Source organism: Flavobacterium sp. GSP6, assembly GCF_003984855.1.
In the GTDB taxonomy this organism is placed as follows: Bacteria; Bacteroidota; Bacteroidia; order Flavobacteriales; family Flavobacteriaceae; genus Flavobacterium.
The window spans coordinates 57,543-78,740 of the sequence record NZ_RYDO01000004.1 but is presented as its reverse complement, the minus strand read 5'-3'; the positions used below and the strand labels follow the sequence as shown (position 1 = coordinate 78,740).

19 protein-coding genes are annotated in these 21,198 nt (G+C 36.9%); 8 read left to right on the top strand and 11 right to left on the bottom strand.

From position 1 onward, the window contains the following. Positions 1-51: 51 nt before the first annotated feature. The 7 genes from EKM03_RS06230 to EKM03_RS06200 form a co-directional block, all read right to left on the bottom strand. Complete coding sequence (locus EKM03_RS06230; protein ID WP_126461194.1) at positions 52-1,215, bottom strand: sigma-54 dependent transcriptional regulator; 1,164 nt, start codon at positions 1,213-1,215, stop codon at positions 52-54. Positions 1,216-1,267: 52 nt separating this feature from the next. Then, positions 1,268-2,581: an ABC transporter permease gene (locus tag EKM03_RS06225; RefSeq protein WP_126555242.1), complete on the bottom strand. Its 1,314-nt coding sequence runs from the start codon at positions 2,579-2,581 to the stop codon at positions 1,268-1,270. Positions 2,582-2,678: 97 nt separating this feature from the next. Continuing rightward, positions 2,679-3,599: an ABC transporter ATP-binding protein gene (locus EKM03_RS06220; RefSeq protein ID WP_126555245.1), complete on the bottom strand. Its 921-nt coding sequence runs from the start codon at positions 3,597-3,599 to the stop codon at positions 2,679-2,681. A 233-nt stretch (positions 3,600-3,832) separates the two neighbouring features. Beyond that, positions 3,833-4,948, bottom strand: a complete 1,116-nt coding sequence (gene dnaJ / locus EKM03_RS06215; protein WP_126453722.1) for a molecular chaperone DnaJ — start codon at positions 4,946-4,948, stop codon at positions 3,833-3,835. A gap of 76 nt (positions 4,949-5,024) precedes the next feature. Beyond that, positions 5,025-5,597 (bottom strand): nucleotide exchange factor GrpE, encoded by a 573-nt coding sequence (locus tag EKM03_RS06210; protein WP_126461203.1) that lies wholly within the window; start codon positions 5,595-5,597, stop codon positions 5,025-5,027. Positions 5,598-5,890: 293 nt separating this feature from the next. Then, a complete protein-coding gene (gene hisS, locus EKM03_RS06205) occupies positions 5,891-7,267 on the bottom strand; it encodes a histidine--tRNA ligase (RefSeq protein WP_126740033.1) in 1,377 nt (458 codons plus the stop codon). Positions 7,268-7,392: 125 nt separating this feature from the next. Continuing rightward, positions 7,393-8,562 carry a hypothetical protein gene (locus EKM03_RS06200; RefSeq protein WP_126740032.1) on the bottom strand — a complete coding sequence of 390 codons (1,170 nt, stop codon included), beginning with the start codon at positions 8,560-8,562 and terminating at the stop codon, positions 7,393-7,395. A gap of 154 nt (positions 8,563-8,716) precedes the next feature. Here EKM03_RS06200 and EKM03_RS06195 point away from each other — a divergent pair, with 154 nt between their 5' ends. Further along, entirely contained in the window at positions 8,717-9,961 is a 1,245-nt protein-coding gene (locus EKM03_RS06195) for an ABC transporter permease (RefSeq protein ID WP_199740681.1), read from the top strand. Positions 9,962-10,020: 59 nt separating this feature from the next. On the opposite strand, the gene prmC is transcribed toward EKM03_RS06195, so the two are convergent. Together prmC and EKM03_RS06185 are read right to left on the bottom strand one after the other, a co-directional pair. Further along, positions 10,021-10,896 (bottom strand): peptide chain release factor N(5)-glutamine methyltransferase, encoded by an 876-nt coding sequence (prmC, locus tag EKM03_RS06190; RefSeq protein ID WP_126564283.1) that lies wholly within the window; start codon positions 10,894-10,896, stop codon positions 10,021-10,023. 14 nt (positions 10,897-10,910) lie between these two features. After that, positions 10,911-11,396 (bottom strand): GNAT family N-acetyltransferase, encoded by a 486-nt coding sequence (locus EKM03_RS06185; protein WP_126461216.1) that lies wholly within the window; start codon positions 11,394-11,396, stop codon positions 10,911-10,913. Positions 11,397-11,536: 140 nt separating this feature from the next. On the opposite strand from EKM03_RS06185, the gene ribD reads away from it, so the two are divergent. From ribD to EKM03_RS06170, 3 genes are read left to right on the top strand one after another with little or no spacing between them, the layout of a single operon-like run. Next, entirely contained in the window at positions 11,537-12,580 is a 1,044-nt protein-coding gene (ribD, locus tag EKM03_RS06180; RefSeq protein ID WP_126564284.1) for a bifunctional diaminohydroxyphosphoribosylaminopyrimidine deaminase/5-amino-6-(5-phosphoribosylamino)uracil reductase RibD, read from the top strand. Further along, entirely contained in the window at positions 12,573-13,175 is a 603-nt protein-coding gene (locus EKM03_RS06175; RefSeq protein WP_126461222.1) for an HAD family phosphatase, read from the top strand. Before ribD ends, EKM03_RS06175 begins: the two co-directional genes overlap by 8 nt. 56 nt (positions 13,176-13,231) lie before the next feature. Then, positions 13,232-13,855 (top strand): YigZ family protein, encoded by a 624-nt coding sequence (locus EKM03_RS06170; RefSeq protein ID WP_126561824.1) that lies wholly within the window; start codon positions 13,232-13,234, stop codon positions 13,853-13,855. A 29-nt stretch (positions 13,856-13,884) separates the two neighbouring features. Here the strand turns inward: EKM03_RS06170 and EKM03_RS06165 are convergent, their stop codons facing one another. Further along, positions 13,885-14,289 carry a thioesterase family protein gene (locus tag EKM03_RS06165; protein ID WP_126461228.1) on the bottom strand — a complete coding sequence of 135 codons (405 nt, stop codon included), beginning with the start codon at positions 14,287-14,289 and terminating at the stop codon, positions 13,885-13,887. A 186-nt stretch (positions 14,290-14,475) separates the two neighbouring features. Here EKM03_RS06165 and dnaA point away from each other — a divergent pair, with 186 nt between their 5' ends. From dnaA to EKM03_RS06145, 4 genes are all read left to right on the top strand, one after another. Further along, complete coding sequence (gene dnaA / locus EKM03_RS06160) at positions 14,476-15,903, top strand: chromosomal replication initiator protein DnaA (protein WP_126461231.1); 1,428 nt, start codon at positions 14,476-14,478, stop codon at positions 15,901-15,903. 7 nt (positions 15,904-15,910) lie between these two features. Beyond that, complete coding sequence (locus EKM03_RS06155; protein ID WP_126740031.1) at positions 15,911-16,378, top strand: low molecular weight protein-tyrosine-phosphatase; 468 nt, start codon at positions 15,911-15,913, stop codon at positions 16,376-16,378. A 92-nt stretch (positions 16,379-16,470) separates the two neighbouring features. Then, positions 16,471-17,193: an SAM-dependent methyltransferase gene (locus tag EKM03_RS06150; RefSeq protein WP_126564285.1), complete on the top strand. Its 723-nt coding sequence runs from the start codon at positions 16,471-16,473 to the stop codon at positions 17,191-17,193. A 435-nt stretch (positions 17,194-17,628) separates the two neighbouring features. Beyond that, entirely contained in the window at positions 17,629-18,510 is an 882-nt protein-coding gene (locus EKM03_RS06145) for an SDR family oxidoreductase (protein ID WP_126461240.1), read from the top strand. A gap of 216 nt (positions 18,511-18,726) precedes the next feature. Here EKM03_RS06145 and EKM03_RS06140 read toward each other — a convergent pair whose 3' ends face one another. Continuing rightward, the gene (locus tag EKM03_RS06140; protein ID WP_126740030.1) at positions 18,727-20,658 is read right to left on the bottom strand and encodes a nucleoside-diphosphate sugar epimerase/dehydratase; all 1,932 of its coding nucleotides are present in this window, start codon (positions 20,656-20,658) and stop codon (positions 18,727-18,729) included. Positions 20,659-21,198 lie beyond the last annotated feature (540 nt).

The following is a 21,198-nucleotide window of genomic DNA, read 5'->3' as shown; positions in this document are numbered from 1 at the left end:
AGCTATTGCCTAATCTTTAAATCATTAAATTTTTAAATCATTAAATTAATTTTATTTAGATGCGAATAACTTCACATCATTCTCAGAAATTTCGTTTCCGCCAAGGATAATCAAACGCTCCACTACATTTCGTAATTCCCGAATATTTCCTGTCCAATCATAATCCTGCAATAAATGAATCGCTGCTGAAGAGAATTTTTTTACCGCATTTCCTTGCTCCAAAGCAATTTTTTCGGCAAAATGAGCAATCAACATCGGGATATCATCCCGTCTTTCGTTCAATCCCGGAACTTTTATCAAAATCACGGCCAAACGATGGTATAAATCTTCCCGGAAACGTCCTTCGGCAATTTCGACTTTTAAATCTTTATTGGTTGCCGCGACTACACGAACATCGACTTTGATATCTTTGTCCGCTCCCACTCTGGTAATCATACTTTCCTGTAAAGCACGCAATACTTTAGCTTGCGCCGAAAGACTCATATCTCCAATTTCATCCAAGAAAATAGTGCCTTTATCTGCCGCTTCAAATTTTCCTGCGCGGTCTTTCACTGCGGAGGTAAACGCTCCTTTTACGTGACCAAATAATTCGCTTTCAATCAATTCCGATGGTATAGCCGCACAATTCACTTCGATTAAAGGGAAGTTAGCTCTCTCACTTTTTTCATGTAATTGATGTGCAACCAGTTCTTTTCCGGTACCGTTGGGTCCCGTAATTAAAACTCTGGCTTCGGTTTGGGCTACTTTCTCAATCATCACTTTAATGTGATTGATGGCGTCGCTTTCGCCAATCATTTCGTAGTTTTTGCTGACTTTTTTCTTCAGAAATTTGTTCTCTACTACAAGTTGTTTTTTGTCCAAAGCATTTCGAACTGTATTCAACAATCGGTTTAAATCGGGCGGTTTTGAGATGTAATCAAAGGCTCCCAAACGCATTGTATTGATAGCCGTTTCCATATCGCCATGACCAGAAATCATCACCATAGGAATTTCGGGCTTGATTTTTTTTACAGCTTCCAGTACCTCAACACCATCCATTTTAGGCATTTTGATGTCGCACAAAACCAAATCGTAATCGTTATTTTTTATTTTTTCAAGACCTGCAAGACCATCTTCGGCTTCTTCCACCTGATAAGTATCATTTTCTTCCGAAAGTATTTTTGTAAGTACTCTTCGAATGGCGGCCTCATCTTCTATGATTAGTATTTTTGACATCTCTTTTCTTTATTGGGTTAATCAGTTAACCAAATAACCGATTAAACTTCTATTAGTATTTCAACCATTTATATAATTCCCTCCAAGTGGGTTTCTTGCCATACATTAGTATTCCTATTCGGTATATTTTTGCGGCAAACCAAACTACAGAAAAGAAGGTGCCAAATAGCAGCGTTACTGAAATGGCGATTTGCCACAAAGGTACGCCAAACGGAATTCGCATCAGCATAACAATTGGTGATGTAAGCGGAATCATTGAAAAAATAACGGCAATTGTTCCGTGTGGATCATTGATAACCGTAAAAAAACCAACGTAAACACTCAGCATCAATGGCATAATGATAGGTAAAAGGAATTGTTGTGAGTCCGTCTGATTGTCTACTGCGGCACCAATGGCTGCGTAAAACGAACTGTACAAAAAATAACCGCCGATGAAATAAATCACGAATCCAATCAAGATATTTGCAATGGGCAGATTCCATAATTCCTTAATATACATTTGGGCAGTTCCAGTCATTTCCTGCTGTGCAGCTTGCATCAATTCAGGCGAAACACTGGAGCTTGGACCCACATTTACCCCAAAAAAGACTGAGGCTGCAAACATTAATGAGAGTCCAATGATAGCCCAAATAAGGAACTGCAGCAATCCGGCTAGCGCAGTTCCAATGATTTTGCCCATCATCAGTTGAAACGGTTTGACCGAGGATATAATAATCTCTACAATTCGGCTGGTTTTCTCTTCGATCACACTTCGCATCACCATGTTTCCGTAGATGATTATGAACATCATTATGAGGTATCCAAATGCGCCACCAATCCCAATTTTGATTTCGTTAAGTCCTTTGACACTCTCTTCACCCGATGCTTTTGTCAAACTAATATTGACTTGGGCCTGGGCTTTTTTTATGGCAAGCGTATCTAAATGTGCTTTTTCTAAATTGTTTTTAGTCAATTTATTGGCAATCACATCCTGAACTTTTTCTATAAAGGAAATACTGGGACTGTTGTTTGAAATAAACTGTATTTTATTTTCGAAATCCTTTGTGTGTTCTGACTTTGGAATATATAATAGTCCTTCATAGCGCTCGTCAGCGATGCTGTCTTTCAAAAATTTTAAATCTACAAGAGATAAATCGAGGTATTTGTACTGGCTGTTTTTGTTTTTAAGTATAAATTCTTTAACGAACAAACCTGATTCATCATGAATGGCGATGCGTTTGGTATCCGCTTTCATGGAACTTAAATAGCCTATAAATGCTGCTATCCCAACAAATAACAACGGACTTAAAAAAGTCATTACAACAAAAGATTTATTACGCACTTTAGTAATAAATTCTCTTTTTATGATTAATGAAATGATACTCATTTTTTAGACTGCTTAAATTTTTAAATTGCTTAGATTTTTTTAGAACAATTAGATTAGGAAACTGTAAAAAGTCTGACAATCTAAGAAGTCTGACCATCTATTGTGTTACTGTTTGAATGAAAATATCATTTACACTTGGAATTTTTTCTACAAAATGTGTTACTTGTCCACATTGCGTGAGGATATTCAATAATTCATTTGGCGTAGCATTTCCGAGTTGGATTTCCAGTTTTAACTCGTTATTCAGTGATTTAAAATGTGCCGGAGCAACGCTAAATTTCTGTGTAATAGCAGACATCAATCCCGTTGCATTATCCGATAAAATACCCACTTCAAAACTATTGGTTTTAAATTGTCTTTTAACATCGTCCAGTTTTCCTTCAATCAGTTTATCTGATTTGTGAATCAAAGCGATGTGATCACATAATTCTTCTACGCTTTCCATGCGGTGTGTCGAAAAAATTATGGTGGCTCCTTCTTCTCGCAACGCCAGAATTTCTTCTTTGATAATAGTGGCATTCACGGGATCAAAACCAGAAAAAGGTTCATCAAATATCAATAGTTTTGGTTTGTGCAACACACACACGACGAACTGAATTTTCTGAGCCATTCCCTTAGAAAGTTCTTGGATTTTCTTGTTCCACCAGCCTTGTATTTCAAACTTTTCAAACCAATACTCCAGTTGTTTTTTGGCTTCAGCTTTAGAAAGCCCTTTCATCTGGGCTAAATACAAGCATTGTTCTCCTACTTTCATCGTGTTGTACAAGCCTCTTTCTTCCGGTAAATATCCTATATATTGAACGTGTTTGGGTTGCAGTTTTTCGCCATCAAGAATAATTTCGCCACTGTCCGGTAATGTAATTTGGTTTATTATTCGGATAAGTGATGTTTTTCCGGCTCCGTTTGGACCTAAAAGTCCGTAGATACTTCCTTTAGGAACCGTTAATGAAACCTGGTTAAGCGCAACATAATCACCGTATTGCTTGACAACTTTATTCACTTCAAGAATATTACTCATGCTTATTTTTTAATTGGTGTAAAAGTAAATAATTAGTACCAAAATACTAAGAATTGTTTCCTATATGTAGCATTTAATATTCAGCGGTCATCTATGTTATCGCTTTGTATTTATTGCTGTTTGTATGCAAACAAATTGTTAATGGTGATTTCATAAAAAACCCATCCTTATTATAACAAGGATGGGTAATGTATTTTTTTTATCGAATCGATAACTCGAGTCTAACTTTTTTTTTATGAAAACATGTCTTTTACTTTCTCAAAAAAGGATTTGTCTGATTTTTCCGGATTTGGAATAAAATTCTCATCCGTAAGATTTTTTTCGAAAAACTGTTTTTGATCTTTATCCAGCGTTTTTGGCGTCCAAACATTGACATGAACCAGTAAATCACCGTTTCCATACCCATTGATACTCGGAATTCCTTTTCCTTTTAATCTCAAAATTTTACCGGATTGGATTCCTTCTTCTAGTTTGATTCTCACTTTTCCGTTTATAGCTTCAATGTCTTTGGAAATTCCTAGAACCGCTTCTGCAAAACTAATGTATAAATCGTAGTGTAAATTCTCTCCTTCGCGTTTCAAGAATTCATGCTCTAACTCTTCAATTGCCACAATTAAATCTCCCGGAATACTGTTTCCCGGAGCATCGTTCCCTTTATTAGACACTTTCAATTGCATGCCGTCTACCACACCCGCAGGTATTTTTATAGAAACCGTTTCATCTTCAAGAATCATTCCTTGTGCGTCTGCTTCGGCTGGTTTTTTATCTAAAATTTGTCCGGAACCACCACAGGTAGGACAGGTAGAAGCCGATTGCATTCTGCCCAAAATGGTATTCGTAACCCGCATTACTTGTCCTTGACCGTTACAGGTTGAACACGTTTTATAACTAACTCCAGGGGCCTGAACTTTACGTTTTACTTTTACTTTTTTCTCCACGCCGTTGGCAATTTCTTCCAACGTCAATTTTACTTTGATGCGCAGGTTGCTTCCTTTAGCGCGACGAACACCGCCTCCACCACTGTTGAAACCACCAAAACCGCCACCAAAAATATCCCCAAACTGACTGAAAATATCATCCATATTCATACCTCCGTGACCACCTCCGCCACTGAAACCACCCGATCCATCAAAAGCTTGATGGCCGTATTGGTCGTATTTGGCTTTTTTCTGAGGGTCGCTCAATACTTCGTAAGCTTCAGCAGCTAGTTTGAATTTATCTTCTGCCGATTTGTCTCCGGGATTTTTGTCAGGATGGTACTGTAAAGCGTTTTTTCTATATGCTTTTTTAATTTCAGCAGCATCAGCACTTTTGGAAATGCCTAATATTTCGTAAAAATCTTTTTTCATTTTTATTTTTTTATACAGTACAGACGCAATGTATCTCGTCTTTGTCTATTTAATTAAGACGCAATAAATCGCATCTCTACTGACCGATAACCACTTTTGGAAAACGAATGATCTTGTCTCCTAATTTATATCCTTTTTCAAGAACATCAACAATTTTCCCCTTCATCTTTGGAGCTGGAATCTGAGTAATTGCCTCTGCAAAATCCGCATCAAAAACATCTCCAGCTTTAACCTCAACTTGCTCTAATCCTTTAGAAATCAAAGTGCTTTTTAATTTCTCATGAATAAGCTCCACTCCCTTTGTCAACAATTCGTCATCCGATTTGTTTATTTCAACCAAAGCCCTGTCAAAATCATCCAATACAGGCAGCATCGCTAATAACACTTCTTGATTAGCCGTTTTGAATAATTCAATACGCTCTTTGGTTGTTCTGCGTTTGTAATTTTCAAATTCAGCAAATAAGCGTAAATATTTATCTTTCTCTTTAGCTAAGTCTTGCGTTAATTGCTCTTCTACACTTAATTCCTCAACAATGATTTGCTCTTCATTGGCATTATTTTCTAATGTCACCTCCTCTAATTCTTGATCGATTTCTGTATTTTCGGTAGTCATAGTACTCGTATTTTTAAAAATATTCTTAAACTTCATTTTTATTCTTTTTGGGATTGCAAAAGTACTGCCAATTCTTTTAAAATGTCAAATTGTCATCTTTTTATTGATTTCGCTTTTCTTTTCAATATAACACCTGAGTACTCAAAATTTTAAGATTATTTTAAGATTATCTTGCTATTGTTTCTTTAGCTTTGTTAAAATTTTTTATTTAGAACACTTTTAGAAAGTAAAAACTCACGATTTTATTCTAAACAATTATTAATTCACCATTACCTAATAGTAAAAAAAAGCTTCGTGTACTAAAACGGAGCTTTTTTTATGTGTTTAAATTAAGACCGTAATAAATCTTGTTTTAGACTCTCAAAATCCACTGTACGCTGTTCCCCCGATATTAAATTTTTGAGCACAAACGTATCCGACGCTATTTCCTGTTCTCCTGCAATTACGGCAAAAGGAATTCCTCGTTTGTCCGCATGCTGAAACTGCTTGGCCACTTTAGCATTATCCGGATACAATTCCACTTTAATTCCTGCAGCTCTAAGCTTCTGAATGGCTTGCAATCCATAAAAAGCTTCAGCATCACCATAATTAATAAACAATGCTTTTGAAGTTGCTGTTACGGTTTCCGGAAACAAATTCAATTCTTCAATCACCAGGTAAATGCGGTCCAGTCCAAAAGAAACCCCCACACCACTCATGTTTTTCAATCCAAAAATTCCGGTCAAATCATCGTATCGTCCGCCGCCGCCAATGGAGCCCATTGCAACAGCTTTTGGCGGCGCCACTTCAAAAATGGCACCGGTATAATAATTCAATCCCCTAGCCAGAGTTACATCCAGGTCTAAAGTCGAATTGCTCAAACCTAATTTCATCACATTATCACAAATGAAACGCAATTCTTCCACGCCTTTCATTCCTTCCTCTGACTCAGCAAGCAAGACTGAAAGTTGGCTTATTTTTTCAGAAATGGTTCCTGTAAAATGGAATAACGGCTGGACTTTCAGAATTGCTGCTGCTGAAATTCCTTTCTCCATCATTTCTTTTTTGACCCCGTCTTCGCCAATTTTGTCCAGTTTATCGAGTGCCACTGTGAAATCGATCAGTTTATCCGATGCTCCAATCACGTCTGCAATTCCGGATAATATTTTTCGATTATTGATTTTGATGGTTACCCCTTCTAATCCCAAAGCTGAAAAAACAGTGTCATATAATTGCACTAATTCTACTTCTTGCCACAATGATTTAGACCCTACCACATCCGCATCACATTGAAAAAACTCTCTGAAACGGCCTTTTTGGGGGCGATCCGCTCTCCAAACGGGTTGGATTTGGTATCTTTTGAACGGGAATTCAATCTCGTTTTGGTGCTGTACCACATACCGGGCAAATGGAACGGTTAAGTCATACCGCAACGCTTTCTCCGAAATGCTCGCTGTCAGTTTTGTACTGTCTTTATTTTCGAGATGCGTGGCATTGGCTTTCGCCAAATAGTCTCCGGAATTCAAAATCTTAAAAATCAAACGGTCGCCTTCTTCTCCGTATTTTCCCATTAGGGTTTCGGAATTTTCAAATGAAGGGGTTTCTATGGGTTGAAAACCAAATTTCTCGAAATTGTTTTTTATGATTTGGATGATATAGTGCCGTTTTGCCACCTCGGTTGGTGAGAAATCTCTGGTTCCTTTTGGAATACTAGGTTTTGATGCCATTTTAATTAATTACAAATTACGAAATACGAATTACAAAAAACAAAATCGATTTCTTCAAAATCGTAATGGCTACATTGAAAATCCTAATTCTCTCTGCAAATATCTTGATTTTTAAATAAAAAAAATTAGAAATTTCCAATTATCTCAAATTCCTTCTTTTGGTCTTTGTTATCAGAAACTCGTTTCAAAAAATCTTTAAGCTCATTCGTTAAAGGCAGTTGATTTTGAGTGTTCCAAAAGGTTGCCGAATAAGGAAATTTAGCTTTAAAAACATCTTTATCAACAGCAAAATTGGATTCTACTTTTTCATTAGTAACAGAATTGGTTGTAAAATAATCCATTGTTAAGTTGTATTTAAATGACCCATCGCTATTTTTATCAGCTAATACTTCTACCTGTGCATTCAGTTTTGCTAAATTGAGATAGTATTTATTTACTGTACTGTTTTTATTGTAGGTGACGAGTTTTTCGTATCGTGTGGTCCTATATTGCGTACTTGAAAGCTTAAATTTCTTAAAAGGTATTACTTCAGGATTATCATACATTGATACAAAAAATTCGACAATTGCGTAATCATTTCTATTAATAATAAAATACCCTTTACTAATTTGCCCCCAAACATTTTTTTGTTTGGCTTCAAATAAAAATTTTCTAAAATCAAAATCATTATAATCCACCTCGGTAAAAATATTTTGATCCAACGCTGGATAGAATCCACCAAAAAACTCTGTAAAATCTGGAAAGGCAAAATCAATCTGCTTCTTTTTTTCAAAAAAACTAGTTTTCCTCATATTTAAAACTTCGATCTCACTAAAATTTTTGGGAAATGAATTTTTACCTCTTTTGGCGTGAATATCCTGCAACACGACGATGCTGTTGCCTTTTTTGAGTACATTTCTTAAAAAGAAGTTTGAAGTATACTTTGCACTATAATTGTCGACCATTTTATCATATACTTTTTTGATAAACGATTCATTATTAGCCACAACAACCTCCTTTAGTTCAAACGCTTTGGCTTCCATAAAAATGGTGTCGTGCCTTTCTATTCTTTCAAAAGTAGTTTTCAGAGAATTATAGCCCAGCAAATTAAAATTAATTTCATTACGGCCAGAAATAAATACAAATAATCCTTCTTGATTTGTTGTAGAATTATCTTTATCATTATATATACTAACGTTTTCTAAAGGTACTTTTGTTGTTTTATCAGCAATCATTTTAGTGATTTTAAAATTCTGGGAGTGACCAATATTGCTACAAAAAAGAATACAGAAAAAGGCGAAAAAAATATTATTCATTTCAAATAATTATAAATTAAAAATTTCAAAAAAATATATTTCCTAAAAATGGAAATTTAAATTTTTCTCACACCAAATATATTGATTCAAAATAAATATTCTGTCTTCGAAAGCTTAATTTGTAACAAAAATTGTAATTTCGTGTCAAACGTATATGATGTTAAAATTATTCAAAGAAAATATTCGGATTGCATTTGGTTCCATCCGAACGCAATTGTTGCGAACGGTGCTTACGGTGATGATTATCGCTATTGGGATCACGGCTTTAGTCAGTATTCTTACGGTTGTTTCGGCACTTGAAAACACTATTTCCTCAGATTTTGCCTCCATGGGAGCCAATACCTTCAACATTAAACAGTACGAAAACACCACTCGAAATCGTGGCGGGGACGAGCGAGAAATCATTAATCCCATCATTTCTTATCCGGAGGCTGTGGCTTTCAAGAAAAAATACAACTACCCATTTACAGAAACGTCGCTTTCATTTACCGCGACATCTGCCGCCGAAGTAAAATATGAGGCAACAAAAACGGATCCCGAAAATGCGATCCTCGGAGTTGACGAATTTTTCATAACGAATTCCGGATTAGCAACCAGTTCCGGTCGCAATTTTACAGGATTTGACATTGACAACAATGCGTATGTATGTGTTGTAGGGTCTGATTTTGAAAAAGGATTGCTGAAAGACGTAAATCCCATTGATAAAACAATATCCATCCGAGGAGCTAAATTTAAGGTCATCGGAGTTTTGAAAGAGAAAGGATCCACGTTTGGGAACAGTCAGGATTTACGGGTTTTGATTCCAATTCAACTAGCGCGCTCCTTGTTTACGGCACCCAACATCAATTATACAGTGAGTGTCATGGTGGGCAAAAAAGAATTACTGGAACAAGCCTTGGACAACGCCACAAGTACGATGCGCCGGGTTCGTAAATTGAGTCCCGTAGAAGACAGTAATTTTGGCGTCGTGCGCAGCGATGACTTGATCAACCGAATTTTAGGAATCACAAAATACCTGGGACTGGCATCCTGGCTTATAGGCATCATCACCGTGCTGGGATCTTCGATAGCCCTGATGAATATCATGATCGTCTCCGTTACGGAACGCACCCGGGAAATTGGAGTCCGTAAAGCCTTGGGAGCCAAGAAAACGACAATCGCCATTCAGTTTTTTATAGAAACATTACTGATAGGCCAAATGGGCGGATTAGTAGGCATTATTTTTGGAATCCTAATCGGATTTGGTATTGCCACAGCCATGGACTTTGCCTTTGTAATTCCGTGGGGCGCTATCATGGCGGCTTTTATTACCAGTTTCATTGTAGCGATTGCTTCCGGTTTATATCCCGCAATCAAAGCGGCGGTCCTGGATCCCATTGAAGCCTTGCGTTATGAGTAGATTACAGTGGTCAGTCTCTAAAACTTTTGAAAAACTGATCCGTTTTCAACTTATAAATACTAATTACTTATTTCTCCTTTAATCATCCGGTCATTCCCGTAAATATCTTTTCGTAATTCGATGTTTTTGAAATTCATTTTTTCGAGTAAATCGACCATTTCTTTGCCTAAATACTGATTAATTTCAAAATACAACTTTCCGTTTGGCAGCAGATTTTTTTGAGCCAGTTTGGCTATTTTTTTATAAAAAATCAATGCGTCATTATCTTCTACAAAAAGTGCCAGATGCGGTTCATAGTCCAATACATTTTTCTTAATTTCCTCTTTTTCTAAATTGCGAACATACGGCGGGTTAGAAACAATAACATCAAATTCCTGAAGTAAATCTTCAGTTTCAAGAATGTTCTGCTTGATAAAAGTAATATTTACAGCATTATTGTGGGCGTTATTGTGGGCTGTAGCCAACGCTTTTTCAGACACATCAATTGCAAAAACCTGCGCATTCGGAATGTGTTTTGCCAATGAAACAGCAATACAACCACTTCCCGTGCCTATGTCAAGAATCTTTAAATCTTTGAATTTTTCAATCTTTAAATTATTTCTAATAATCCATGCGACTAGTTCTTCGGTTTCGGGTCTTGGAATCAATACATTTTCATTGACTTCAAAATCCAATCCGTAAAAACTCGTTTTGCCTAAAAGATATTGTATCGGGATTTCCTGTTTTAATTGTGCCAAAATCGAATTCCAAACTACCCTTTCCGTTTCCGAAAAAACCAAATCAGGATGCAAGGCCAGATCTATTCTTTTCAGTTGATGCTTTTCTTCTGCTATTAAATAGAAAAAACTCTCTGCTTCTCCGGCATCATAAATTGGAGTCAGTTCTTGAATAAATTGGGTTCTGTAATCTCTAATTTTAACGGAACTGTTTTTCATTTAAAATTCATGATTTATAATTTTTTGAGCATCCATATCGGACAACTGGTATGACCAGTGCTTCCCATGGGCGACTCAAGGTATTCAAAACCTACTTTCTTATACAGTTTCTGGGCATCAAGCATAAATGGCATGGTTTCAAGATAACAATTTTCAAAACCAAAATCCTTGGCACTTTCTAAACACTGAGCCATCATCTGACTTCCAAGTCCAAGACCTCTGGTTTCCGGCAGGAAATACATTTTTTGAAGTTCACAAATGGTTTCTGCTTCATTTTCAAGTGGGGCAACCCCGGCAGAACCTATAATTTTCCCATCCTTTTCCACCACATAATAAACTGATTTTGGCTTATTATACTCCTCATACATTAAATCCAAATACGGATCTTCATACGCCGTTCCTACTTTTGGAATCTTTAATTCGTCAAAAACTGCTCGTATCAATGCTGCAACTGCGAGATTGTCTTCTTTTTTTATTTTTCTAATGCGGTACTTTTCCATTTTTTTTCAGAAACTAATTTTAGCCACAAAAGTATCAATTGTTTGTTGTTATTCTCTAAAGTTTTTAAAACTAATCCTGCCTCAATCCCAAGTTTGGGTACCTGATTGGGGCTACACGCAAAAATCACTACTTTTGTAGAGTGAAAATACATGAAAAATACATCAAACGGTGCGTCGAGCTGGCCAAAAATGGTCTGGGAACCACCTATCCAAATCCGTTAGTAGGCAGTGTAATTGTTTGTGACGGCAACATCATTGGCGAAGGCTGGCATCAAAAAGCAGGAGAACCGCACGCAGAAGTCCTTGCAATAAATTCCGTAAAAGACAAATCGCTGCTGAATAAAGCAACTATTTACGTGAGTTTAGAGCCCTGCAGTCATTTTGGCAAAACACCGCCCTGTTGTGATTTGATTATCAAAAATAAAATTCCAAATGTAGTTATAGGCACTGTTGACCCCAATATAAAAGTGGCAGGAAACGGAATCAAAAAGCTCATGGAAGCCGGAGTACACGTAACCCTAGGCGTTCTGGAAGACGAATGCCAGGAGCTCAACAAAAGGTTTTTTACCTTTCACAAAAAGAAAAGACCGTATATTATCTTGAAATGGGCACAAAGTCAAGATAGTTTTATTGCGCCAAAAGAAAAATCAGAAAAAAAACCGGTCTGGATCACCACTATTTATTCCAGACAACTGGTTCATAAATGGCGCACCGAGGAGCAAGCCATACTGGTGGGAACACAAACTGTTATTGATGATAACCCAAAACTCAATGCGCGCGATTGGTATGGAAACAATCCCATTCGGGTGGTTTTAGATCAAAAGAACCGCATCCCAAAAGACAGTCACATCTTTGACAATCACGTTAAAACTATCCTTTTTTCCGGATTTAAAACGGGTGTTGAAAAAGAAAATACTATCTTTGAGTGCATCGATTTTGAAAAAAACACAGCTGAACACTTGGTTCAATCCCTGTACAAACATCAAATTCAATCCGTTATCATTGAAGGCGGAAGGCAAACGCTGCAAACTTTTATCGATGCTAATCTTTGGGACGAAGCTCGAATATTTGTTGGAAATATCCAATTTAAAACTGGAATCAAGGCGCCTATTCTTGTTCAAAAACAGTTCACAAAACAATGCATAGGTTCAGACGAACTTCTAATTCACAGAAACCATGATTAACACTATCATTTTTGATTTTGGAGATGTTTTTATCAACTTAGACAAACAAGCCACCGTTACTGCGTTCCAGAAATTAGGCCTGAAGGAATGGAATGCTGATTTAGACCATTTGAACATCCAGTTTGAAACCGGAAAAATTTCCCGTGAAAATTTCCTTTTGGGCATTCAAAAACATCTTCCAAATGCCACCACCAAAGAAATTCTAGCCGCTTGGAATGCCATACTCCTCGATTTCCCGTTGTATCGATTGGAATTCCTGCAAATGCTTTCGCAAAAATACCGCTTGTTTTTATTATCCAATACGGATGCTATTCATATAGAAACGTTCGAACGCAAAAACGGGATTTCTTTTTACAGGGATTTTTACCAATGCTTTGAGAAAGTCTATTTTTCATTTGAGCTAGGCTTAAGAAAACCAAATCCTGACGCTTTTCATCATTTGATAAGCAACCATGAATTAGCGCCCAAGCGAACGTTATTTGTCGATGATAAAAAAGAAAATACAGATGTCGCACTCGCATTGGGATTTGAAGTTTGGAATTTACAAGTAGGCACAGAAGATGTCATCCATTTACTGGACAAAAAAATAATTTGAAAGAACCGCTTCAAGTCATATCAAATTTCAAATTTCACTCCTTTTTTTAATTTCAATTGAAAGACACATACAACACCATTGCATTTTCTTCAGAGGAACTGCTATTCAAAGAAAAAAACAGCAAATTTTTTGGCTATGCCTATCCCATTCAATCGGAGGACGAAGTAAAGCCGCTCATCGATATTTTGCGGAAGCAACATCCTCATGCAGGACATTTTTGCTATGCCTATCAAATTGGCACCAGCACAGTGGCCTATAGAGCAAACGATGACGGAGAACCAAGCCATAGTGCCGGTATGCCTATTTACGGACAAATTCAGTCGTTTTCAGTCACTAATATCCTGCTAGTCGTAGTTCGGGTTTTTGGCGGCGTAAAGTTAGGCGTTGGCGGCTTGATTACTGCCTATAAAACCACGGCACAACTGATTCTGGAAAGCTGTGCCATTATAGAGAAAACAATCGATTGTCATTTTAGCCTCGCCTTTGAGTACCAAAATATGAATAAAGTAATGCGGGTCATCAAGGAACAAAAATTGGAAATTGTATCTCAGGAAATGGAAATAAGTGCGATTACTACCCTTCCGATAGGTAAAATCGAGCTAAAAACCCGAAAAAAAAATGCCGAAAAACTATTCGACACTTTCAATTCGATGTTTGAAATCGGTATAAAACGACTCTAATTCCCATTCAATATTGCTTCTTTTGTACTTTATTCGATTGTTTTTAACAATTCTAAAATATACGCTGGAGGAGCCATTGGACGACCTGTTTTTAAGGAGACAAAAACCAAAATAAATTGAGCCGTTGTTAATAACTCATCAGATTCATTATAAATAGCACAATCAAATTCTATCTTCACCGAAGTCTGGCTTTTGAAAATCGTATGAACCGTTAACAACTCATCATAGCGCGCTGATTTTTTATAATTAATATTCATAGAAACAATAGGCAGCGCAATTCCGCTTTGCTCCATATTTTTATAAGAGATCCCTTTGTTTCTAAGCCATTCCACCCTTCCTATCTCAAAATAAGGAATGTAATTCCCATGGTATACAACTCCCATTTGGTCCGTTTCCGAGTATCGCACCCGAACTTCTATTTGATGATCTTTCATTACTTATGTATTAAAAAAATTTAAATTTAAAAAAGCGCCTTACAACAATAATTCGGGAAATTAGTGCCCTATATATTTTTTTTTACAGAAATTTGTTCACATATTTGTTACCCCAATAAATAATCACACAACCTCTTTTTTTTAGTAAGATAAAAATTACCAATTAAAAATAATTTAATAGAATATATGAACAAAACTGCTCAATCAGTATGGGAAAACTGTTTGTCTTTCATAAAAGACAACATCCAAGACCAAGCGTACAAAACTTGGTTCGAACCAATCAAATCAGTTGAACTTACCGATAACGCATTATATATTCAGGTACCTAGTAAATTTTTCTACGAATGGCTCGAGGAGCACTATGTAAAATTGTTAAAAGTGGCCCTTACTAAAGAACTTGGAAAAAATGCTAAGTTACTTTATAAAATCAGAATGGAAAACACTTACGGCAATAAACAACCGTTTACGGAACAGTTGCCAAGCGCCAATAGAGTTCCTATGAAGCCGCAAGAAGTAGATGCTCCTTTTAAAAACTTAAACCCCGAATTAAGAAATCCATTTGTAATTCCAGGCATCCGAAATTTAAAAATCGAATCACAGCTGAATGCAAATTATAGTTTTGACAACTTTTTAGAAGGGGATTCAAATCGATTGGCTCGTTCTGCAGGTATGGCTGTTGCCAATAAACCGGGTGGAACTTCGTTCAATCCGTTATTGATTTTTGGTGGTGTTGGTCTTGGAAAAACGCATTTGGCGCATGCCATTGGGGTAGAAATAAAAGACAAATACCCTGAAAAAACCGTTTTATACATTTCGGCTGAAATTTTTACCCAACAATACATCGACTCGGTTAAGAAAAATAACCGAAATGATTTCATCCATTTCTATCAATTAATTGATGTTTTAATTATTGATGACGTGCAATTTCTTTCCGGAAAGTCAGGAACTCAGGATGTGTTTTTTCACATATTCAACTATTTACATCAAAACGGCAAACAGGTCATCCTAACTTCGGACAAGGCGCCTGTTGACATGCAAGATATTGAACAACGGTTACTTTCGCGTTTCAAATGGGGATTGAGTGCTGAATTGCACCAACCGGATTATGAAACCAGAATTTCCATCCTAAAAAACATATTGTACAGAGACGGCGTTGAAATTCCGGACGAAATCATCGAATACGTAGCGCGTAATATCAAATCGAATGTAAGGGAATTAGAAGGAGCCATTATATCATTGATTGCACAGTCGTCTTTTAATAAAAAAGAAGTAACGCTGGAACTGGCTAAAAGTGTCGTTGAAAAATTTGTAAAAAATGTAAAACGAGAAATTTCTATTGATTACATTCAAAAAATTGTTTCGGAGTATTTCCAGCTGGATTTAGAAACACTGCAATCCAAAACCAGAAAAAGACACGTCGTGCAAGCCCGACAATTGGCGATGTTTTTTGCAAAGAAATTCACAAAAGCCTCTTTGGCAAATATTGGTTCCCAAATTGGAGATCGCGATCATGCTACAGTATTACACGCTTGCAAAACCGTTGATAATTTAGTGGCTACGGACAAGCAATTCAAAAAATTTGTGGAAGATATCAATAAAAAATTAACGCTATAGACACCTTATGTCCATAAAAATTTTAATGGTTTGTTTGGGAAACATTTGTCGTTCCCCATTGGCTGAAGGCCTATTAGCTTCTAAGCTTCCAAAGAACAAATTCTCAGTGGATTCGGCAGGAACTGGATCCTGGCACATTGGCCATTCGCCGGACGAACGCTCTATTGCTGTTGCAAAAAAAAACAAAATTAGCATTTCAAATCAAAAAGGGAGGCAATTCAGTAGTGCTGATTTCGACACATTTGATTATATCTATGTCATGGATAATTCCAATTATGAGGATGTCGTGCAGCTTGCGGAGCACCCGGAACAAATAGAAAAAGTACAACTGATTTTGAATGACTTATTTCCAAACGAAAAAGTAGATGTTCCTGATCCATATTTTGGTTTGCCTAATGGATTTGAAATTGTGTACAACATGCTGGATGAAGCGTGTACGGTTCTTGCACAAAAGCTAATCGCCAAACACACCTAGTTTTTTCGGATCAAATTATTTTGGATATCCTAACAATATACTGACCATACTAAACTATAAACACACCATTTTAAGGAACATAAATTACACCTATGAAACCAAACGCTGTTTTAGGAAAACTCTATTTAATCCCTACCACAATGGGCGATTGCGATCCTATGGATGTTTTGCCGCAAACCATAAAAAGAAGTATTGACCTCCTTGATTATTATATTGTAGAAAACGACAAAACAGCTCGCAAATCGATCAAAGGTGTTAGTCCTGAGAAGAAACAATCCGAGTTAAAACTTTTTGTTTTGAACAAACACACTGAAACCAAAGAACATTTAGACTTTATACAACCATTGCTGGAAGGGCAAAATATGGGCTTAATGAGCGAAGCAGGCTGTCCCGGAGTGGCTGATCCTGGTGCTGTGATTGTCAAATTAGCCCATGAAAAAGGCATTCAGGTTGTTCCTTTGGTTGGTCCTTCTTCCATCCTTTTGGCCATGATGGCTTCCGGAATGAACGGACAAAGCTTTACGTTTCATGGCTATTTGCCTATTGAAAAAGACGAAAAAAAAGCCAGTTTCAAAACCTTGGAAAGAGTTTCTTTTGAAAAAAATCAATCTCAGATTTTCATAGAAACGCCGTATCGCAACAACAAATTATTGGAAGATTTAGTACAAACACTGCATCCCGAAACACACTTGTGCATTGCTGCGGATATCACTTTACCGACCGAATATATCAAGACTAAGAAAATTGCGGCCTGGAAAAAAGAAGCCATCGACTTGCACAAACGACCGACTATTTTTATCATCCACAAAATGTAAATTCAAACTTCTTTTTCTTTTACTAAAAAGGTAAACCAGATCCGTTAACAAAGTTACAATTCAATAAAACAACAGAATACGCTGAATTGTTGGACTTAATAAAACAACACCTCTAATCATTAATTCTAATTATAAAACCCTATTTTTATGATTAGAATTAATGATTTTTTTTAGGAGTAAACTTCCAAATAGCAGCACGAGTATATTTATTGTTATGAAGTTCCCATAGTACGCGATCATTACACCCCAAATTGGGCGATTATAGAAAAAGCATGCACTCCAAAAACAAAAATGATTACAACACACACGCGGGAGAAACTGTTGAATCGTCGTGTAATGGATTCATCCTTTAGCAAATCGTTTCAATATATTATTATTTTATTATGCATGCATACTATTTAATTTTGCTATATTTACCATTAAAACATAAAAAACATGAGTTATACAGATAAAATGTTACGGGACGATGCTCTTAAAGGCAAAGTGATTGTAGTCACCGGAGGCGGAAGTGGTTTAGGAAAAGCGATGACTCACTATTTCTTGGAATTAGGTGCGCAAGTCGCCATCACCTCCAGGGATTTAGAAAAACTAAAAAAAACCGCTGCGGAGCTGGAAACGCTAACTGGCGGAACCTGCCTTCCTATTCAATGTGACGTACGTCATTATAGTGAAGTCGAAAACATGCTGCAAGAGGTTTTGAACACTTTTGGCAAAGTGGATGTCCTGCTTAATAACGCCGCCGGAAATTTCATTTCCCCCACAGAAAGACTCTCTGCTAATGCTTTTGACACCGTGATTGATATTGTTTTGAAAGGGACAAAAAACTGCACCCTTGCTTTTGGGAAACATTGGATTGACACCAAACAAAAATCAGCAACCATTTTAAACATCGTAACAACGTATGCCTGGACCGGTTCTGCTTATGTGGTGCCTAGTGCGACAGCAAAAGCAGGTGTCCTGGCAATGACGCGCAGTCTTGCTGTAGAATGGGCAAAATACGGAATCCGTTCTAATGCAATTGCACCGGGACCTTTTCCGACTAAAGGCGCATGGGACCGTTTACTACCCGGTGACTTAGCCGAGAAATTTGATATGGCAAAAAAAGTGCCATTGAAACGCGTGGGAGACCATCAGGAATTGGCTAATTTAGCGGCTTATCTGGTCTCTGATTTTTCAGCGTATGTCAATGGTGAAGTGGTGGTGATTGATGGTGGTGAGTGGCTGAAAGGCGCCGGACAATTCAATCTGTTAGAAGCGATACCGGAAGCACTTTGGGATCAGCTGGAGCTGTTGATTAAAGCAAAGAAAAATAAATAATCCAATACCCAACTCGGAACCAATTAAGTCCAAAGTTTAAACATCATAAAGTCAAATATGAAACTCGCTGGATGAAGATTGTTTTAATTGCAATTTTCATCCGTACGAGTGATCTTGATTTTGGGCGATCGTATGGGAAGTAATAAATTTGGAATTAAAAACGGTTCTCGAAACACGTCGCTCCGAGTGCGAAGCGTATTGAGAAGTTCACAATAATTATTGTTCTGTTAAATAAGGAACCGCAGCAACTTCCTCGTGTTTATCTAATATTTCATACGCTGAATTCATACTTTTAAATTCAGGCACAATCTTTTTCATTTGCGTCACAATAGCCTTATTTCCGAACCTGCTGGCAATACAAATTAATTCATCAATATCTGCATGTAATGCTTCAAACTCTTCTTGAATTTCCTGCGCAATCATAATTTTAGCATGGTGTGTGGGTATCGACTTAGACGTGTCATTGAGCAATTCCTCGTATAATTTTTCCCCGGGACGCAACCCTACAATTTGTATTTTAATGTCTTTATCCGGAATAAATCCCGCTAACTTAATCATCTTTCGAGCCAAATCAATAATTTTAACCGGTTTACCCATGTCAAAAATATAAATCTCCCCTCCGTTCCCCATCGCACCCGCTTCCAGCACTAGTTGACACGCCTCTGGTATGGTCATAAAATAACGGATGATGTCCTTGTGGGTGATGGTCAGCGGCCCTCCTTCGGCAATTTGTTTTGTAAACAAAGGCACTACAGATCCATTGGATCCCAAAACATTACCAAAACGCGTCGTAATGAACTTTGTAGCTTCCTCCCCGTTCTCAATCTGATCCCTGAGTTGCAAGGACTGCACGTATTTTTCGGCGATCCGTTTGCTGGCTCCCATGACATTACTTGGGTTTACCGCTTTATCGGTAGAGACCATCACAAACTTTTTGACTTTGTACAAACAAGACAAATCAGCCAGAATTTTAGTTCCTTCAATATTGGTGAATATAGCCTGACAGGGATTTTCTTCCATCAGCGGCACATGTTTATAAGCTGCAGCATGATAAACAACCTGCGGACGGTAGGCTTTAAAGATTTCATCCATAGCCTGTCTGTTTCTGACATCTCCAATTACCGTGCATATTTTTACTGTGGTACTGATGTTTTCGGTTTCCAGTTTTAAATGATGCAATGGGGTCTCCGCCTGATCCAGAATAATAATTTTCTTAGGATTAAACACCAATATTTGTCGGACGATTTCGCTTCCTATAGAACCTGCTGCACCAGTAATCAAAACTACCTTATCCTTTAATTGTTTCGATATGGCTTTATTGTCCAGCACTATTGGTTTTCGCTCCAGCAAATCTTCAATTTGTATGGTTTTTACTTTTTGGGAAATTTCCTTTTGATTTTCCCAATCGGAGATCAGCGGAACGGTAAATACCTTATAATTATACTCCAGACACTGGTCTACGATCACAATCTGTTCTTCTTTAGACAAACTTTTATCCGCTATAATGACACTTTCGGCACCTATAGAACGCATTAGTGTAGGCAACTTTTTCTTTTGGATTAAAATAGGCAAATCCAGCATGCGCTTAGATGCGTTTTGATTGTTCTTATCTACAAACCCGACTATTTTAAAGCGGGATGGTGTTTCAAATTTCAGCGCATTCGCTACCGAAATCGCATTGGCATCGGTTCCATAAATTATGGTTCGTATCAATTTACTGTCGTTCTTTTCTGAAAAATATAACTCAAACGTTTGCTTCACGACCACTCGGTATAAAAACAGGCCACAAAAAGAAAGTACAATATTGATAAAAAGGGCTGTATTTAAGAATGCTTTTTGTTTAAAAAAAATTTGGAAAAGAAAATTAAAAATAAAAAAAACAATCAGTACGGACATTTGTGAAAATAACAACTTGACCGCATCAATATTAGAAGAGTGCCTAATGATCCCGGAATAGGTTCTGAAAAGCCAAAAGAAAAACAAATTAGTCGCAAAAAAACCAGCAATTAAAATTGCGCTGTGGTCGGTAATAATATAATCCATTCCTGTTCCTTTAAAGATCAGAAAAGTAAACACAAAGGAGGTGGTAAGCACCATAAGATCAATTAATACGATGATCCATCGGGGCAAATAACCTAAATTATGCATGTTCAGCCTTCGGTTTATTCTTGAAAAAAATTTAGAATTAAATCGGGTTGCATTTCTGTTGGTTTCCGGGTTCAAAATTGATTGGTTTTAGGTTATGCGCTTTAAACGATATTCACGTCAAATATATGAAATAAAACATTTTCTTACACGCACTATTTTTTTTAAGCCGAACAAAAAGACTATTCCTTGTGTGTCATCAATAAAAATAGAGGTGTTTTGTCTGGATAGATGTTAGAGGAAGGAGACCAAAGAACTGTGTTCAAACGGCTTAAGTAAATTACATAAGAAATCTTTTTTAACACAGATTACACCAATTTTCACAGATTATTTTTTGAATGGGAAGAGGAAACTCAGTAACAACTATTATATACTGTCGTGTATTAAAAATAGAGGTGTTTTGTCTGGATAGATGTTAGAGGAAGGAGACCAAAGAACTGTGTTCAAACGGCTTAAGTAAATCACATAAGAAATCTTTTTTAACACAGATTACACCAATTTTCACAGATTATTTTTTGAATGGGAAGAGGAAACTCAGTAACA

What these genes read in the sequence shown, in the direction of transcription:
- EKM03_RS06145 (WP_126461240.1), top strand. Translation starts at nt 17,629, where the DNA reads ATGAGTTATACAGATAAAATGTTACGGGACGATGCTCTTAAAGGCAAA.
- EKM03_RS06200 (WP_126740032.1), bottom strand. Translation starts at nt 8,562, where the DNA reads ATGAATAATATTTTTTTCGCCTTTTTCTGTATTCTTTTTTGTAGCAAT.
- dnaJ (WP_126453722.1), bottom strand. Translation starts at nt 4,948, where the DNA reads ATGAAAAAAGATTTTTACGAAATATTAGGCATTTCCAAAAGTGCTGAT.
- EKM03_RS06185 (WP_126461216.1), bottom strand. Translation starts at nt 11,396, where the DNA reads ATGGAAAAGTACCGCATTAGAAAAATAAAAAAAGAAGACAATCTCGCA.
- EKM03_RS06155 (WP_126740031.1), top strand. Translation starts at nt 15,911, where the DNA reads ATGTCCATAAAAATTTTAATGGTTTGTTTGGGAAACATTTGTCGTTCC.
- EKM03_RS06150 (WP_126564285.1), top strand. Translation starts at nt 16,471, where the DNA reads ATGAAACCAAACGCTGTTTTAGGAAAACTCTATTTAATCCCTACCACA.
- EKM03_RS06210 (WP_126461203.1), bottom strand. Translation starts at nt 5,597, where the DNA reads ATGAAGTTTAAGAATATTTTTAAAAATACGAGTACTATGACTACCGAA.
- hisS (WP_126740033.1), bottom strand. Translation starts at nt 7,267, where the DNA reads ATGGCATCAAAACCTAGTATTCCAAAAGGAACCAGAGATTTCTCACCA.
- EKM03_RS06230 (WP_126461194.1), bottom strand. Translation starts at nt 1,215, where the DNA reads ATGTCAAAAATACTAATCATAGAAGATGAGGCCGCCATTCGAAGAGTA.
- EKM03_RS06175 (WP_126461222.1), top strand. Translation starts at nt 12,573, where the DNA reads ATGATTAACACTATCATTTTTGATTTTGGAGATGTTTTTATCAACTTA.
- dnaA (WP_126461231.1), top strand. Translation starts at nt 14,476, where the DNA reads ATGAACAAAACTGCTCAATCAGTATGGGAAAACTGTTTGTCTTTCATA.
- EKM03_RS06220 (WP_126555245.1), bottom strand. Translation starts at nt 3,599, where the DNA reads ATGAGTAATATTCTTGAAGTGAATAAAGTTGTCAAGCAATACGGTGAT.
- prmC (WP_126564283.1), bottom strand. Translation starts at nt 10,896, where the DNA reads ATGAAAAACAGTTCCGTTAAAATTAGAGATTACAGAACCCAATTTATT.
- EKM03_RS06165 (WP_126461228.1), bottom strand. Translation starts at nt 14,289, where the DNA reads ATGAAAGATCATCAAATAGAAGTTCGGGTGCGATACTCGGAAACGGAC.
- EKM03_RS06140 (WP_126740030.1), bottom strand. Translation starts at nt 20,658, where the DNA reads ATGCATAATTTAGGTTATTTGCCCCGATGGATCATCGTATTAATTGAT.
- EKM03_RS06225 (WP_126555242.1), bottom strand. Translation starts at nt 2,581, where the DNA reads ATGAGTATCATTTCATTAATCATAAAAAGAGAATTTATTACTAAAGTG.
- EKM03_RS06195 (WP_199740681.1), top strand. Translation starts at nt 8,717, where the DNA reads ATGATGTTAAAATTATTCAAAGAAAATATTCGGATTGCATTTGGTTCC.